The following is an 18,669-nucleotide window of genomic DNA, read 5'->3' on the forward strand; positions in this document are numbered from 1 at the left end:
TCGCAATATTCAGCGGTGCTCATGCGGGCAAATACTCAGAATGTCTCGATCTGTAACATCTAGGGTCGTTTTTGGCCTGTAGATGTTACAGATCGAGACAAACCGACGGGCCGCCCCGCCCCATCCACCTGCCGCTACCTGCTGTCTGCCGATTTCCGTTGCACCACTGTGCTCCCATGTCATATCCTCTAGACAACTACGCGGCAACATCGCCGCCGCGCCTACAAGAGAGGAATGTCCATGACCGCACCCGCATCCAAGCTGCTCCAGCCCATTACGGTTGGCCCCCTTGAGCTCAAAAACCGCATTATGTTCCCGCCGCTGACCACCGGCTACGAGGAGCGCGACGGTTCCATCGGCGAGCGCAGCCTGGCTTTTTACGAGCGCCTGGCCCGTGGCGGCGTGAGCTACATCGTCATCGGCGACGTTGCTCCCGTTATGACCGCAAGCCCCACGCCCAAGTTGGCGACCGACGCCCAGATCCCCACGTTTAAGGCGCTGGCTGACGCCGTCCATAAGCACGGCGCCAAGGTCGCGCTGCAGCTGTTCCACCCCGAGTACGACGTGCCCGGCGTCGGCCGCATGGTCATGGGCTCCATGGCCGCCGCCAAGGCCGCGCAGGAGGCCAAGGCCGCCGGCGACGAGGAGACCTTCGCCGCCAAGATGGCCGAGTCCAACGAGATTCGCAAGCAGGCCTACGCCAAGCTGCACCACGACATGCAGCACTTTGTGAACGAGGCCACTGTGGAGCAACTCACCCAGATCAAGGAGGCTATCGCCGCCTCGGCCGCCCGCGCGCAGCAGGCTGGCATCGACGCCATCGAGGTCCACGGCGACCGCCTGGTGGGTTCGCTGTGCTCCGCGATCCTCAACAAGCGTACCGACGAGTACGGTGGCTCGTTCGAGAACCGCGTTCGCTATGCGCTGGAGGTCGTCGCTGCCATTAAGGAAGCCGCACCGCAGCTGATGGTGGAGTACAAGCTCCCTGTGATCATGGAGAACCCCGACGGCACGCCGCGCGGCAAGGGCGGCCTGCAGCCCGACGAGGCCTGCGAGTTCGCCAAGCTGCTCGAGGGCGCGGGCATCGATATGATCCAGGTCGCGCAGGCCAACCACACCGGCAACATGGGAGACACCATTCCGCCCATGGGTGCCATGCCCTACAACTGGACGCTGCCCGTGGCCGAGCGCGTCAAGGCCTTGGTCTCCGTGCCGGTGGCAACCGTCGGCCGCGTGGTTTCGGTCGAGGCCGGCGAGAAGATTCTGGAAGACGGCGCCGCCGACATCATCGCCTATGGCCGCTCGCTCATGTGCGACCCCGACATTGCGCTGAAGGCCGCCACGGGTGAGCCCATTCGCGAGTGCCTCAACTGCAACAAGGGCTGCGTCGACGCGATTCAAAACCGCCAGTACATCTCGTGCGTGCTCAATGCCGAGAACGGCGACGAGGCTACTATCGCCATTAAGCCGGGCGAGGGCGACAAGAAGATCGCCGTGGTGGGCGGCGGCATCGCCGGCCTGGAGGCCGCGCGCGTGGCGGCCAAGCGCGGCTACGACGTGACCGTCTACGAGGCGAGCGATCACCTGGGCGGCCAGATTGTGCTGGCGGCTGCGCCCCCGCGCAAGGACGAGATCATGCGTTCGGTCGAGTATTACGAGAAGATTCTGCCCGGCCTGGGCGTGAAGGTTGAGCTCAACCACGCCGCTAGCCCCGCAGACCTCAACGCCGCCGACGCCGCGATTGTGGCTGTGGGTGCGCACGACGTGGTCATCCCCGTTCCGGGCGCTGACTCGGAGAAGGTCGTCTCGAGCTGGGACGTGCTGGCCGGCAAGGCGGAGCTTACGGGCCGCGTCGCCGTTATCGGCGGCGGCCTGGTGGGCACCGAGACTGCCGAGTACCTGCTGCAGCACGGCTGCGAGGTGGCGATCGTGGAGATGCTCGACAAGATTGCCGCGGGCGAGTCCGAGACCATTCTGCCGCTGATCATGAGCGACTTCGCAGAGCACAACGTGGAGCAGCACGTGAAGACCCGCCTGACCGCCATTACCGACGAGGGCGTGGAGGCCATTCGCACCACCGAGGACGGCGCCGAGGAGCCGGTGAAGATCGCCTGCGATTACGTGGTGATGGCCGTGGGCTCCAAGGCCAACGCGTTTGACCTGGACGGCGTGACGGTGCCCGTGACCTGCGTGGGCGACTGCTCGGGCGAGCGTACCGCCGATATTGCGAGCGCCATTCGCACGGCGTATCACGCGGCCAACGAGCTCTAAGCAAGAAAGCTATCGCGTATTGAGTGGGCGGGGAGTGCCGTATCGGTGCTCCCCGCCTTTTTGCCAATAGAGTGTCCCTGATCAGCGGGTTCAGAAAATCCGAATCTTGAGCACCCGAAAATCCGAATCCTTAGAACATGAAAATCCGAACTATATGAACACGAAAATCCGAATCGCAACTACCCGAAAATCCGAATTTGCTACAGTGGAATAGAAGAATCAGAAAGCAGGACCTGGAAATCTGCGGGGGCGGCTCATGGCAGGCGAGAGGCTACATCGGGACGGATACATCCCACGTATCGTGGATGCGCAAATCGAGCGCTACCTTCGTGTCTTTGGCGCGGTCGAGATTGCGGGCACCAAGTGGTGCGGCAAGACGTGGGCCGCGCTTGAGCACGGGGCGTCCGCCTCGTATGTCGACGAGAATCTCGACCTCGCGCGTGCCGACCCGGCGATGATGTTGCTGGGAGACCGTCCGCATATTATCGATGAGTGGCAGCGCGTTCCCCAAATTTGGGACTACGTTAGACACGAGGTTGACCGCACCCGGGGCACGCGCGGCGCCTATATCCTCACGGGTTCCGCCACGCCTGCGTTTGGCTCAAAGGCGGAGGCGCCCGCGCATAGTGGAGCCGGCCGCATCGGTCGCGTCCGCATGCACCCCATGACACTTGCCGAGACAGGTGAGTCCAACGGCAAGGTGAGCCTGGCGGGCTTGTTTGAGCATCGTTTTGAGCCCTGTCGGTGCAATGGCGATACACCGGGGCTTGTCGAAGCCGCCTGCCGCGGCGGCTGGCCCGAGGCGATCGATATGGTTTCGGCTGACGCCCAGCTCATCGCTCGCGAATATCTCAACACTACGTTTTCGAGCAGCTTCCCGGCGGTTGGTCTCGACCCCGATATTGCTCGTCGAGTCTCCGCATCGATCGCGCGCAATCTGGGACAGGCGACCACGTATAAAACGATTCTTATGGATATGTTCGGTGCCGAGGGGGAACCCGCAGCGTTTGCCGACGAGACCAAGGTGCGCAGGTACCTGGATGCCCTCAAAGGCATGTTCATTCTCGAGGAGGTCCCCGGTTGGGTTCCCGCCGCGCGCGACAAACGACGCTTTACCGTCAAGCCCAAGCGCTATCTGGCAGATCCGAGCCTTGCTTGCGCCTTGCTAGGTATGTCCTTGCAGGCGCTGCTTGCCGACTGGCAGACATTTGGTCTGGTGTTTGAGAATTTGGTCATACGCGATCTTTCGGTCTACGCACGTTCGCTCGACCTGCTGGATAGCACGCCCGTGCGCTATTATCGCGACGATTCGGGCCTTGAATGCGATGCCATCGTGCAGCTAGCCGATGGACGGTGGGCCGCCTTTGAGATTAAGGTGAGCGAAGATAAGGCGAGCGCCGGCGTTGAGAGCCTCAAGCGCGTTCGCAAGAAGGTCTGTGGAAATCTTCGTTCACGCACACGCGAACCGGAGTTTATGGCCGTGATTGTGGGGGTGGGTGAGTACGCCCGCGAGGTCGAGGACGGTATCTACGTGATACCCGTGCGCGCGTTGGGGTGTTAAGGGGCGGCACGCCGTGTGCCCGCTGCCCGGTGCTGCGGATTGGTGCAAGTGGTCAGGTTTGTTTGCACCATGTCCTTGGCATATGGAAGAAGCTGCTATTCGTAATCTTTAAGACATCATTAAGGCTTGCGCTGTGGAGCAAACCGCAGGTCAATGCTATTCTTTTACCTTATCGTATGGTGTTGTATTCTGCCTGAATTCTATGCCTACGAGCAACGGATTGATCGCGACCAAGCGGAAAGGACGGCACGCCCGCTAGCAGGGCAAACGCAAACGATGAGTGGCATGGACCGACATAGCGAGCTCCAGCAGCACAAGACGGCGGCCGAGTACCGCCAAGCTGCCGACGAGCATGTGCGGACCCTCAAGGATTTCTGGAAGGATTTCCTGGTGAGCGGTCTGTTTGTGCTGGCCGCCATCGTTGCCATCTTTGCATGCCTTGCCTGGTTTGCCGCGAACAATCGAGTGAGCGCCACGGGGAGTACGATCGGGGCGAAGGGCCCACGGTTTGTGCTCTCGGGAACGCAGGGCGGCACGGCAGGTAAGTACGACGCCCAGGACAACTACGCGTCGGACAGTACAAGCCTTGCCGTGAACAATCTTTTCAACCTCAATAACATGAGTGCCGATGGCAGTCTTTCTCCGGGGTCGGCGGGCCAGCTTCAGCTCAACGTCAAGCCGCTCTGCAACGACCTGCACGATATTACGGTGGAGATGACCTGGGAGATTTCTGTCCAGACGAGCGTTGCGGGCACGGACTCCGTTGTGGACGCATCGACAAACGAAGAGATCATCAACTCGCTTAAAGATTTGGTGCGCGGTCATATCCTGGTTTTCCAGGGCAAAGACACCTCTGGCTTTTACTCCAATCCGCTGGTTCCCACGACAACCACGGTGACCCAGGACGGAGCGAGCGTCACCGTCATTACGCAGAGCTTTACCATCCCGGCGCGGAGCTTTTGCGCTGAGGGCTCAAATAGCACGACCAAAACCGCAACCAAAACCCTCTACTGGATTTGGCCGGAGCAGTTCAAGAGCTATGTTCGCACGGGCAACGCCGGCTACGGTGGCAACCTTTTCGCTAACACAGGCGACGAGGGGGGATACACAACCCTCGTCGGCGACATCAACAATAACCACGCGCGCTATTTCCGCGCCGATAGCACGAGCGTGCCAGGTCAGGCGCCTAGCGCGGTTCCGCCTGTCGGAGCCGGCATGTCCTCTGCGGATGTGGAAACCTGCGCCAGCTACTACAACAACGCCGACGAGATTATCGGCAAGAACGTCAAGTACATTCGCGTGCGCTTCACCGCCAAGGAGGCGGATAAATAAATGGACGAGCAGCTTAATGCCCGCGAGCAGGGCGATATCAAACACAACGAAGGAGCGGCAAACCCCGGCGGCAACGGGTTCGGCTCGCACGGCGAAGCGCGTCCGGCTGGCCGCATCGAGCGCATCAAGGCTTGGGTGAGCGACCACCGTCGCGAATCCCTGGCCATCGTGGGTCTGGTGGCCGTGCTTCTCGTGTTGCTGGGATTGACGCTCGGATGGTTCGTCGATGCCAATCGCGGCTCCACCGTTGGCAAGATCAAGGAGCCGGCGGAGCTCAAAGTGCTGGGCCCCAACGCTACGGCAACAGAGCAGGTCGATCTGAGCTACAACCCCGAATACGGCGATACCAAGACCGGCAACACGGTGACGCTCAAGCGTGCGTTTTGCGTGCAGACGGGCGGTGACGGTTTTGAGCTGCAACTCGCGAATACGACCAACATTACGGGTCTCACTATTGAGCTGTACAGAGCCGAGAACACGTCTGCGCTCCAGACGCCCGACGTGAGCGGTACCGCAGACGGCAAATCTTATAGCTGGAAAGCAACCGGAGAGAACCTGCTGACGAGCTTCGAATATATCAACAAGGAGAACGACGGTCTGGCAGCCGTGCCGGGCGAGGGCGCAAGCGACCCTACATTCAAGGACTATCAAAACGTCCAGCGCAACGCGCGCCCGCTCTACCGATACAAGAAATTCGGCAAAGGCGACCTCAACGCTAAGACACTCGACAACTCGACTGGCAATGACACGCTTAACTTTATCATCAAGCTTTCGTGGGACGAGAGCGCCAAAGAGACCGACGTGATTTACCTGATCGCGCGCAACACGAGCGGCAAGTAGGAGAGGGGGCGCACATGGAGAAGCAAGAGAAACAGCAGGATGCCGAGCGCGAGCAGCTGGCAAAAAGCAAGAGCCTAGTCAAGAACAAGCTGGTTGTGGCGGCAATCGCACTTATTTGCGCCGTGGCGCTCGTGACGGGTGGCTACTTTACCTATTCCGCCTACACCGCCAACGGATTTCTAAAGTCCGTCGCCGCAACGGGCACTGCGCAGAGCCTATTTGCAAGCGATTTGCTCACGGGCTATATGAGTGCGCCTAGCCCCGACGAGCTCGCCCGTGCCCAGCGCTCCGTTACGGTGTATCCCAACAACGGGCAGTGCAACTTTACCTTTAGCATCTACAACTACTTGCTGGGCAACAGCAACTTCTGCAACGACAAAAATGTGACATACACCTTGACGGTCGAGGGGCACGGGCTCGATGGCGCCACGTGGAGCTATGCGCCCCAGCCCGGTAGCAGCGTCACGCTTCCGGAGAATCAACCTACCAAGAACGACTACACCGTGACCTTCCCCGAGGCTAAGTTGGGACAAGCATACTTTGTGATTAAGGCCACGGTCGTATCGGAGAAGAGCCCCGGCACCGAGCTAGCCTGTCTGGCGGCGAAAGTCGTGCCGTCAAAGAGGGCCGAGGTCAAGACCGCTGCGGTTGAGGGCGCGCTGGTCGATGAGGCTGGCAAGTTTGCTGATTACGCTGCATACAACTACCGCGTGACGGTTACGGGCGCACTGGCAAACGTCACGCTCACGTGGGGGGAGAACGTGGAGATCGACCCGTTCTTTGAGACCAACCATAGCGCGACGGTGGATGCTGCAGCTCGCAAGGCTACGTTCACCATGGAGCCGGGTTCGATGGTCGTCAACTTTTACCGAGCGGACGGCAAAACGCCCGGTGGCTGGGGCGACCTGGACATTAGCGTGAGCGGAACTACTCTGACGGGCGCGACGGAGACTCGATAACTCTGGAAGCGGAGTTTTAGGATAAGAGGTACGGAATCGATGAGAACGGCAAAGCGCATATTCGCAGAGTTCATGACGGTGGTCATGGTGCTCCAAGCATGCTCGCCCACGGTGGCTGCTGTGGCGGCAGGCTGGCAGAACATCTCGAACGAGATTGCTGCCGCATCTGCGAAGGCGTTGGATACTGCCGAGAGCGGCGAGACCAACGGCGATGTCACGATCGGGTCTGGGTCGAGTGATGCCGGCGCCGACAGCGACAGTGCTGGGGATGACGCGGTGAAGGATGACGCTGCAGCAGGCGATACCACCGATAGCGCCACTGGTTCCGATTCCACGGGCGACCAGACGGAAGGCGACGATGCCGCTGACGATGCCGCCGCTGACGACGCCGAGCAAGATGCCGATGATGCGACTTCGGAGGACGCTGATGCCCAGGCGGGTGCGACGATCACGGATTTGAATAAGCTCGTCGAGCTGCTCGAGAAGAACGGCGCGGAAAGCATCGTGCGCAAAGACGACGAGAGCGGAATCCGAAGCCTCGATGTCAAGTCGTCGGAGGCGTTCGCCGTCCTGTCTAACGCCGACGCTTCGCTTTACTATGATGCGCAGATCAAGGTTATCATCACGGGCGATGCGAAGCTCACCGAGTCGGCTAATAACGGCATGTCTTTCCAGGGTCTTGGCAGTGATGAATGTCCGTTTGAAGGCAGGATCTATAGGGACGTTGATAGTCCCGTCGAGCTTACGACTGATCGGACGGTTTTTAATAACCTCAAGCTGTCTGACCAAAACAAAACGGTCAGGATAAAGTGGGTAGGCGCGACTAGCTATAGCGCACCGATGGTCGCTTCGAAGGTCAGCGGTGCGGAAAACGGCGAAGAGAGCAAGACACTCATCGCGTCGGTTGACATCGTGGAACCCGTGAACGTTGATGTGAAGGATGCGACTTCCGCCTTGACGGCACCCCTCCTGGGTGCGACGACGGGCGACCTTGCTGCGAACGTTACCTATAGCCTCACCGATTCTCGAAAGAATCTCAACGCGAATGCGACGGGCAACATTGGCTTGATTGCCAACACGGTCGAGAGCGGGAGCTTGACGGTTGAGTCCGTCACGTTCCCCAACGATCTGACCTCAGGCGGAGCCGTCAAAACGAGCTCTGGCAACGCTGGCCTGCTCGTAGGCGAAGTCAAGGACGGTGCGACCCTGAGCATTGGCACTCTGGCAAACGTTCCCACCGCCACCGTCCAGTCTACGAACGGCTCCGCCGGTGGCGTTGTAGGACTCGTTGGCTCGAGCACGGGTGCCATGGTCAACGTCGCGAAAGCTCTCGACCTACACGCGCTCACCGTCAAGGGCACAACTGCCAGCGGCGGTTTTATTGGTAAAGCGACCGTGCTCACACTGGGCGCGGATAATAAGCAGATTGGGTGTCCTCTAAATATTGGCGACGAGAACAGCGCTTGCTCTGGTGGCGTTATCGGCGACGTGAGCTTTGCGCAAGGATTTGCCGTTACGTCCAATATGTTCGACCTGGGCGACCTTGTGACTCTTGGTGCGTCGCAGCGCGCCGGCGCTCTTTTTGGCATGGCCGATATCTCTAATGGAGACATCGTGGTGCAAGGCGGGACGTATAAGAGCAAACTCGCCTTACCAGAAGATGTTAGTGTCAACGGCAGCTACGGCGGCCTTGTCGGCAAGGTGTTCGCGACGAAAACGGACGACGACGGCGCTTTGCGCGCCTTTGTTGTTGAAAAGGATGCAGATAATAAGAATACGTGCTCAATTGAGTTTGACCTTGCGAGCAAGTTGTCCGACGCAGGCGGCGTTGTTGGCTATGTTGGCGATAGCGCAAATCCTAACTCGCAGCCCGTTGCCGTTGTCTTCAACGGCGTGACGGTTGCGTGCAAGGGAGATGCTTCGGCGCGAACGGGTACCGGAAAGTTCGGTGGCGCCGTGGGCGTTGTCGATACGCGCAATGTCCTTGACGTGCGAGATTTCAAACTTACAAGCGACAATCCTATCGGTAAGGCGCAAAGCAACCGTGCCGCGGGAATTGCGGGATCCGCGTGGAATGCTGTAATCAAATTCAGCGGCATCACGGATCTGTCGGGCGCAAGTTTTGCCGAGAACGCCACGACGGGTCAGCTCGTATACGAGAACCACAACGCGCTGATCTTCGCTGCCGGCAATGGCTCTAATGGTGATCTGGGAGACAAGGGCGCTGCGGTCTGGACCTTCAAGCGTAGCAACTCAGCCTCAAAGACGGACGACATCGCGACCTACGGTGAAGTTGTTCGTCTGGGCGGCGACTTCATTAAGCTTGATGTGGACACTCATAAGTTGACCTTGCCGGATTCGCTGACGGCAGCTAACGGTGCCTACGCCCTAACCACAGCTGAGGATTTCGCCAAGCTTGCGATTACCTGGCAAACCAACGGCTACTACTCGATGGTTGACGGCGTTACCGAAAACAACCTTAACGGCTTGCAGTCCTCGACCATTACGGTGAACGGCACTATTGATCTCAAGGGCACGGGCCTGACGGGTTTCACGCAGGATCGTGCAGACGGCTCGCAAGTTTTCTCGGGAACGTTGAACGGTGGCGGCACAATCAATCTTGCCGTCGGCGAGGCGTACGGCAAGCGTGGTGAAGACGTGCTCGACGGCAATAACACGAGCAACGGCAACGGCAAAATCTACCGCCACGGCCGCTTGGGCTTGTTCGCGGCCGTCAACGGTGCAACCATCTCCAACGTCACAATCGCTGGCTCCATGAAGTTCGATAACGGTTCGGCTATCGATGCCGGGTCGCTTGCGTGTGCCATCGTCGGCAACCTGTCATTGTCTGGCGTAACGTGCAAAACGAATATCGCGTGCGATGATACGTTTGCCAATGACGTGAACATTGGCGGTATTGCGGGCAGCGTGCTGGCGGCTTCTACGGTTGCGTTTAAGGATAACAGCAAGGCTCAAGCGACCATCGCTGCAACTAAAACGCTTAACGGCAATAGTCGCATTGGCGGCGCCATTGGTTATGCGGGCGATTATGGCTCGTCATTCAATGTTGCGGGCCTCGAAGTCGCCGGATCAATCGAAACTGGCGATTGCGCCGGCGGCAAGATTGCCCAAGTCGGTGGTCTTATCGGCTGCATCGCACAGAGTACCTACAATGCAGGGACAATAGCCAACTCAGCTGATAAGTACGTGAACATTTCGGGCCTTTCGTTCAATTCATTCGAAATGAAAGTCGGCAGGAACGGCGATAAGCTCAATGGCACGGGTGGTTTCTTGGGTTATAGCTGGGGCAACGCGGTCGTAACTATCGGAGATGAGAGCATTAACAAGAATGAAAACTCTTATGCTCTGAAAACGACCAACGCTTCTATAACCGCGACTGCGGATGATTCCAAGGAACTCGGTGGTCTTGTATACGCCGCGAGCGGCCACTGGATTATCAACAACTATGCCATCGATCTCTCGGGCACAACCATTAATGCGGGCGCCGCTCAGACGCTCGGCGTTCTAGTTTGCCGCGGCTGCAAGGTGGATGATAAGACGACATATGGCGTCGAGAGCTACCTAGGCCTGTACTTGGAGGACAGGGCTTATTGGGATACCGCCTATAGGGTGCCCACCGGCGAGGGGGCCATCGTTGCGTCGGGCGTAACGTCCTTCGATGAATGGGTTGGCAGCGGTGTAAAACCAAACAACGGCAGCAAGCTCATGGACGCCGACTGGAACACGGTCGTTTCGCTACACACACAGAAAAACAAGCTGGACATGGACGGCGATTCCACAAAAGACAACAGCTACCATAATCGCTCGTCTTTCGGTCGAAGCCAGAATACGAACGGCAATACCCGCTACTTCTACAACCTCGACATAGCCTCTAAGAATTGTGAAGGCGGCTTTAGTGGCAGTCAAATCGATACAGCGGAAAAGCTGCTCTTATGGTCTGCTTACCGTTATGCTCCCGAAGGTATTCGTTCGACAATCGTTCCCAATGGCACGACAGGGCTCGATGATTCCATAACCATAACGGGTACAATCGATTTGGCCGGCTACAGCTATTATCCCACTCAGCCGAGCGGAGAGGTGACGGTTGAGAATGCGACCATTACCTTCTGTTACTCCAAGATCAAGGCCGAGCAGAATGGCAACAAGCTAAATTCCGATGCTACCCAGCACGAGAACATGCACTGCGGTCTTTTTCGAACGGTGGCAAACGGCGATCTCACAGTAAAAAACGTCACTTTGCGTGGTACTGTTGGGCCCGTTATTAATGACGGAAAGAGCTCTGAAGACACTGATGGAGCAAGCGGAAGCTCTTCTGGCGCGCTCGTGTGCCGCTACGTGTATGGGTCCAGCGACGGCAATGGCACCAAGATTAGAAAGATCTCAATTGATGGTCTTACGCTCAACAATCTGATTGTCGACGGCGCCAACAGCGCCACGGATGCTAACGCCTATATGCCTCTGCTCATCAACGAGATGCAGAAGTACGTGAGCCTGAACGCGAAGAATATCAAGACTACTGGGTACACGAGTGACACCAAGGCGGCTACGTCGCTGTTCGGAAAGCTTGGTGTAGGCAGTGAGGCCGATCAGGTGACGGCAAAGTTTGAGCAAATCAGCTTGCCCAGCCAAAAGAACAAAACGATCTTCACCCATGCGAGCCTGCTGGAGAGTTTTGGCTACGGAAGCACGAGCACGGGCTCTGCGGACTACACCTTTACTAAGGCCGATGCCGATGCCGATGCAGGCAAGGTGACATACGGATCTGAGATTGATGGGAGTACGGAGTACCCGGGCAAGCAGCTTTGGTATTACGACGAAGCGACGTATGGTGCCGTGAGCGGCTATGTGACGGTTGATGGTAAGAAGGACGGTGACGTCAGGCCTTGGTTTGGTGGCTATCTTCCTTATGTTTATAAGGGAAAGGCCACCGAGAGCGGCGTCCAATATCATGAAATTAAAGTCAACCAGCGCATTCCAAAGCTGGTAGAGGGATGCGGCACATATGGCGATCCGTATGCCGTTAAGGACGCGACTGAGATGAACGCCATCGCCAACTACATCAACAACCAAACTGCGCTCGACGGTTGGGAGGTCACCATTGCCGTCAACCAGAGTACGCTCTGTACTCGCCGCAGCGACAATAAAACCGACAATGAGGTTACGTACGTCTATAAGCAGGCGAAAGACACTGGGAAGAAGTGGGAAAAGAAGACCGGCGACACCACAGATCCTTCGGCCACACTTTCCGACGAGATGATGCACCGCTATATCCAAAGCGCGTACTACAGTATTGAACCTACCGGGGGTAATACGATCACCCTCGACGGCGCATCGTTTGGCGGTTTTGGCAACAAAGCCAACCCGTTCCGTGGCGTCATCGTTGGCAACCCTAAAGGTGATAAAAAGGCAACCATCAAGATAGAGAATAACGAGGGTTCGCTTCGCGGCCTTATTCCCTATAGTTACGGCAGCGTGGTGCGCGATCTGAATATTCGCTATGTGAACGCGTCGGCGACTATTACTTATTCTGCCAAGGATGCCGACGGTGTTCCGACGTCGTTCTTCGGTGGCGTTATCGGCTGCATCCTTGGCGGCGATAACATTATCGACGGTGTGGCCGTGAATGGGACAACGCCCGATAACTCCACAACCGGCTTTACGGTTGCTGGTGGCGGAACTAAGCCACATCTTGTTCCCATCGGCGGTTACGTTGGTGCCATTGCGGGCGGCGGTGTGATCTTCCGCAATATGTCAGGGACGTCTTGGCGCGCTGGAACCAGCGACAAGTCTCAGGGTCTTGGAACGGGCAACTTCCGGCAGTACGACAATCCCTACGTTGGTCGTGTGATTGATGGCTATGCCTTTAGCGAGGGCTGCAAAGTCGAAAACGGTAACGCTAACTACAAGATCAACGAGCTCACAAACAAGGGAGCTGCCTGCGTCACTACCACGGGCACCGACAACAAGTATATCGGCACTGATGCCGAGGCACCCGTGACCACGGTGGAAAACGCCCAGGGCCTTTTGGTGCTCTCGGCCATCATTAGCTCGGGTGCGGGTGCTGGAGCGGCACATACTGACTACGCTAATTATGGCGTGTTCCGCGGCTCCAAGGCGTACTGGGGCAGCGATAAGCAGGACCCGGCGATAAACGGCTACCTGTTTGGCAACAAGGAATATGGTAAGGTGCGAAATGCCAGCTACGACTGCGTGGGCAAGCCTGCGAGCGCTTCCGGCGATTTCGAAACCGCCAAAAACGATGACCAGAAGGCCCCGGGCAAACAGGGGTGGCACGGCCCGCTCAACCATGATGACGATGTAAATTCGCCCTACCTGGTGGCGTCCTACGCTGCCGACTACCAAACGGGCTACGTGTGCGCGTCGAAATCGATCGGCATGAGCCTGGAGTTCAAGGAAAATGCCACCTATGATATGACTGGCTACGGCACGGGATACGTGGGTCTCAGCGGCCGTTACTATTCCAATGCTTGCAGCTCGAACGAGGCGTCCACCGATCGCGACCGCATCACGCCGCACGTGGCAACGATCGACGGCAACGGGGCCACCATCACGGTGGGCACCAAAGATGCCACTTACGGCGTCGTCGAATATGCCGATGACGACTATAAGGTCTCGGGCGTGGGCGGCCTATTCAGCACCGTGATGTTCACCTCAACCAATGTGGGGCAGAGCGTCACCGCGAATGACGGCGCTCAGGTCAAAGACCTCACCTTTAGTAACTGCAACGTATCGCTCACGTACAAAGACGCCAACGGTAGCATTGCCTCGGGACCGGCATCGAACGACCTCATCGGCACCGGCCTTTTGGCGGGCGCAACGGCCAACTACGACGGCAACACGCGTGGCGTCTACCGCAACGTACAGATGAAGAACTGCACCGTGTTGGGCGCAAAGAGCGTAGGAGGGCTTCTTGGCAGCTCGGGCCGTACCAGCCGAAGGACGGATAACGACGTGACCTATATGGTCAATTTCGGCTCCGGCACGCAGGCGCCCGCGAATCTCTGTGACTGCTCATACACTGGCCTTAGCGTCACGGGCGAGAAGTACGTTGGCGGCTATGTGGGTGCGATCGCCTCGCCGTGCGGCGTGTGGACAACCGCGGCCACAGGGGTATACGAGAAGACTATTGGCAAAAACTCGACCATAACCGCCACGGGTGCAACACCCTACGTGGGCGGCGTGTTCGGTTATACCTCCAGTAACGTATCGGTGAACACCAAAATTGGCATCACGGAAGCCGTCGCATCGAGCACGGCAGTCATCTCTGGGGTAAATGTACTCGCCACCGGGTCGAACACCGATAAGTACATGGGCGCCGGCGGTGTGGTCGGAAGCGCCTATAGAGGCGTTATTTCTATAAGCAACGTGCGCATTGATGCCGGAGGCGATGCCAAGAGCGCCATCATCGGCGATGCCACCGGAACGAACAATAGCATCCGTAATGCGGGCGGCTTGATTGGCGAGGTCACGAGCAGTGGCAGCCCCAACACGTACTGGTTTGAGGGCTGTAGCGTCGAGAATATCAACATTGCCGGCACCGACCAATGCTCGGGCGGACTTATCGGCTACTACTTCAGCAATGTGAACATAGCCTGCAACAATATCGCGATTGAGAGCGCCACGATCAAGGGCAGGTGGAGCGGCGGTCTACTTGGCGCGATTAACAGCGGTGCCGACGTCATCAACGTCACCAACACAAAGGTATCTAACACAACGTTTGGCGGAACCTCCAACGGCGGCATTGCGGGCGACGGACGCGGCCAGTTCCATCTGGTAAACGTGCTCATGGACAGCAATACCTACAAATTGGGCTCTAAGCAGGGCGTGCTCTTAGGCGAGGTTGACACAAACGGCTATAGCCTCTCCGCAGCGGGCGTGAACGTAAAGCTCGGCAACGGCAAGACCACGCGTGATCTGCCGCCGATGGTTTACACGACCAATGCGGCCGCCGTAAACATGAAGTCGTATATCGCGTTTGGTGACTATAACGACACACTGGAAGCACCTGACAAGGGGATCACGCTCTACGGCGCGGACAATACCGCCACCACGGCAGCGAGCCCGTATGTGACCACGAGCCCCGTAAGCACGCTGGCGGCGCGTGCCTCCGACAACGACACCACCGATCGCTACCTGTTTGGCGACGGCGCCACCATCGACACCGCGGCGACCGTCCAGAGCGAGGCAGGCACCGGTGTTGCCGATCGCTACACCTACACGAATATCGGCGGCATTAATGACAACGGCGCCTATCAAAATAAGTCGAGCTACGATGCCTCATCCGTGGCCAGTAAGTTCAATTCGAATAATGATACAAGCAGCAACCAAGCCACAGCGGATTTCCCCGTTTTGGTGATCTCTGGCAACGACAACACGACGGTCAAGAGCTATCTAAACATCGTCACGAACGGCGGCTTCTCCGATGCCTGCAGATTGAATAACGAGAATGGCACCAATCCGCACGTGACGGCCAAAGCAGAGGTTTTCCAACTCAAGGACGGTGTGTTCGTTAAAGACGGTGACGCGTCGAACAATCCCACGCTTCGCGTAGTGAACAATGGCAAGAACAATATGTCGTTTAGCCCAAGCTCCGATTGGGACAACGGCAAAGGTCGCTTTACGCTCCTGACCGTTACCTTTACCGAGGCGGGTCAGAGCTACAACGTTCAGGTGCCGATCATCGTTAAGCGCAAGCTCGAGATCGATTTCACTGCAACGTATGATTACGGCACTCAATTTAAAGAAAAAGACTACGCTAACCTTGGAAAAGATGCACACGTGCTTACGAGCTTTGGCGAGCCGATGACGGGTCTGCTTACCTGGACATACAATTCTGCCAATGGGAAGGAAGTCGACTTTGGCTGGGACAGCTATATGGCTGCTGGCGGCTCGATGAAGGGGCTCGGCAAGAGTATCCTCTTCAATGGTGCCGACGGAAGGTTGCCCCAGGGCACCCAGCTTACGCTCATCGATGCGAACGTTGATGGCAAGGCCGGTGGCAGAGAGTATCACTATACGGTGGGCGAAGGCGGAGCAACGAGCGTTTCCCTGAGCGGAAACGACGGCTTTAAGGATTCTGCGGGCAATCCATATCAGGAGCGATGGCTGAGCGAGATCTTGGGTGTGTCGGCCACGCAGGATGGCGCCGGCACATGGACCGTGTGTGATAACGAGGCAGAGGCGACCGCTAAAGCGAAACTCGATGGCAAGTGGACGCTGTTTAAGGTTGCGGGTGCTGACGTTCCCAGCAACAGTCGCTATACGCTAAAGGTACCCAAGGAGAAGGATACCGGCAGAGAGAAGCGTGCATCGGAGAGCGTCTACCTAGTTGTCAACGTGCCCAAGTCGGGCGACGGCGTGACGCAAGCTAGTATCAACGGTTTTACGGCTTCGTCTATTGACTCGAATTCTTCGGGTGGCCGCATATCTTGGAATCTGCATCATGTTTTACGCACCGATGGCAGCGACGATATTCAAAACAGTACGGCATCGACATACAGCATCTTGTCCAATTATGAGCAGAATGTAGTCGACAAAAAAGATGGGGCGTGCATTCCGGTTTCGAAGTCGGAGGACGGTGCCGCCTACGTTCTTTCTCTCGATGTCATGGATACGGTTACGTTTAGCCCGAGCCAATACTATACAGAGAGCGACCATCTGTTCTATCAGCTCGATACATCGCTGTGTCGCTATGGCGCCAACAACAACCTAATGGGAGTAAGCAGTTTCCCGAGCGGAACTTCGGCAATTGCGAAGTTCTATGTTGCCATCGGCAATCAGAACTACAGGTGGAGTGGCAGCGATTGGGAGCCGTATGACGCTTCGACGCCTGCGTTTACACAGATTGTGACGGATACGGGTGATGACTCACTGAGGCTCACGCTCGACCATGACCTTGCCGGAATCCGCAAGCGTGCAGCGGGCGGATCCTTTACCGTGCGTACGGTAGTGGAAGAGATTCGCCTTACGCCGGACGGCTGCAACAAGGTTATCTCCCTGTCCAAGCAGTCTGGCGAGGACGCCTGTACCAAGATGTCCTATACCGCCAAGCTTTCGACGCGTAAGGAAGGCCTTAATACCTCGAGCCTGACGCAGACGAAGCGCGGTAACGTCGGGTACTATCGCATGGACACGGGTGATACGACCATTACGCTTTCTGCGCCAGATAAGTCGCAGCTTGGCATTAACGTGGACGACCTGCGTCCGATCGCGAATGGCACGATTGGTCTGGGTGCCACGTATGAACTGGGTGGACTCAGCAACGCCGCCGAGGCAATTGCGAACGCAGACTCTGTTGTGTACACGCTCTCGCTTCAGCGCCGCGGAACCGACGGCACGTATGAGAGCGTAACGGATGATATCTCAAACTACGTAACAGTGACGGAGAGTAAGCTTGCCGCGGTCGCTCCCTCCGGTAGCACGATCACCTTCACTGACTCGAAGGAGAACGGCAAGTTCAAAACGAAGAACGGTAATACGACGTTTAGCCTGCCCTTTACCGTTAAGGTCAACACGCAGGTTGAACAGCGTGAGCAGTTCTACGCGAACTATCGCTTGGTGATGACAGCGAGCCTGGTTAAGGGTGACGTGGCGAGCGCAACGCCTCAATCGCCCGACTATGTGACCTATACGCTCACGAGGGTGAACCTCAACGGCATCGACCACTAGTTCCGAAGCCAACTGGCTTCGCAAAGGGGGCGGCAACCACCCGGTTGCCGCCCCTTTTCTTGTTCTCCTGGCCTGCTGCTGCCCCAGCTTCCCACCTAGCTTTCCAGCTTTCCACCTTAGGTGGTAAGTTAAGTGGAAAGCTGGAAAGCTAGGTGGAAAGCTGGAAAGTAAGTGGAAAGTTGACATGTAGGTGCGGGCTGAAGAGGGGTTAATAATTACACAAACCATACCAGCCAAACAAAAAGATACCAATCTGGTTGGTAAAACACCGTCAATGAGCCGCGAGCTAACTAGCTGCGTAAATAAAACCTAAAGAACTGTTGCAAATTAATGGCAAATGCCCAGATGCCGCCGTGCGATTTTCAATTAACTGTTACGCGCAAACAGCAAAATGCTACTATCTAACATGCACGTAAGAAAGCAGATTAACGGTTAAGGCTAAGAAGTGGCAGGTATGTCGGAAGCAACAAGGACTCGCACGCATGCGCCCGAGGTTAGGCAGCGCGCCGTCGAGGTCCTCCAAGAAGGGGTCGGTCATCGCGCCCTCGCCGCGGAGCTCGGCATTCCCCAGGCCACGGCTCGTCAGTGGGCCCGCGCATATGCCGTGGGCGGTGCCGACGCCGTTCTCAACGCCGGTTCGCATCATCACACCTATTCGTACGAAGTTAAGCTCGCCGTGGTCAAGGACCGCTTGGAAAACGGCTTAACGGTTCGCGAGGCCATGATCAAGCACAAGATTCCTAGCGAGTCTTCGGTCAAGGCTTGGTGCCGTCAGTACCGCGAGAGCGGTGAGTCCGCACTGGTCGATAAGCCGCGCGGTCGCAAGCCGCGCGTTAAAAAGGCGGAATAGCAAACGGGATGGTGCACCCACAGGGGCGCATTTTTCTTGCCGCCCCTCTGCTCCAATGCGGGCGTGCCCTTACCCCGTACGCCTAAAACTCCCCAGTTGACCGAAAACCCGCCGCCGCTACTCCTCAATTGAGCTATAACGTTAAA

The 18,669-nt window shown here is 57.5% G+C and carries 7 protein-coding genes; all 7 read left to right on the plus strand.

The window, feature by feature from the left end:
* Positions 1–240: 240 nt before the first annotated feature.
* The gene (gene bilR / locus DWZ52_RS07130; protein WP_233547287.1) at positions 241–2,271 is read left to right on the plus strand and encodes a bilirubin reductase, long form; all 2,031 of its coding nucleotides are present in this window, start codon (positions 241–243) and stop codon (positions 2,269–2,271) included.
* Between the two features lie 256 nt (positions 2,272–2,527).
* Entirely contained in the window at positions 2,528–3,832 is a 1,305-nt protein-coding gene (locus DWZ52_RS07135; protein WP_117640494.1) for an ATP-binding protein, read from the plus strand.
* Between the two features lie 285 nt (positions 3,833–4,117).
* Positions 4,118–5,164, plus strand: a complete 1,047-nt coding sequence (locus DWZ52_RS07140) for a hypothetical protein (protein ID WP_117629809.1) — start codon at positions 4,118–4,120, stop codon at positions 5,162–5,164.
* The gene (locus tag DWZ52_RS07145; protein ID WP_117629810.1) at positions 5,165–6,004 is read left to right on the plus strand and encodes a hypothetical protein; all 840 of its coding nucleotides are present in this window, start codon (positions 5,165–5,167) and stop codon (positions 6,002–6,004) included.
* Between the two features lie 14 nt (positions 6,005–6,018).
* Complete coding sequence (locus DWZ52_RS07150) at positions 6,019–6,963, plus strand: hypothetical protein (protein WP_117640496.1); 945 nt, start codon at positions 6,019–6,021, stop codon at positions 6,961–6,963.
* Positions 6,964–7,002: 39 nt separating this feature from the next.
* Positions 7,003–17,673: a hypothetical protein gene (locus tag DWZ52_RS07155; protein WP_118385219.1), complete on the plus strand. Its 10,671-nt coding sequence runs from the start codon at positions 7,003–7,005 to the stop codon at positions 17,671–17,673.
* Positions 17,674–18,127: 454 nt separating this feature from the next.
* A complete protein-coding gene (locus DWZ52_RS07160; protein ID WP_117564058.1) occupies positions 18,128–18,523 on the plus strand; it encodes a helix-turn-helix domain-containing protein in 396 nt (131 codons plus the stop codon).
* Positions 18,524–18,669: the final 146 nt, after the last annotated feature.

The organism is Collinsella sp. AF33-16 (assembly GCF_003475325.1).
Classification (GTDB): domain Bacteria; phylum Actinomycetota; class Coriobacteriia; order Coriobacteriales; family Coriobacteriaceae; genus Collinsella.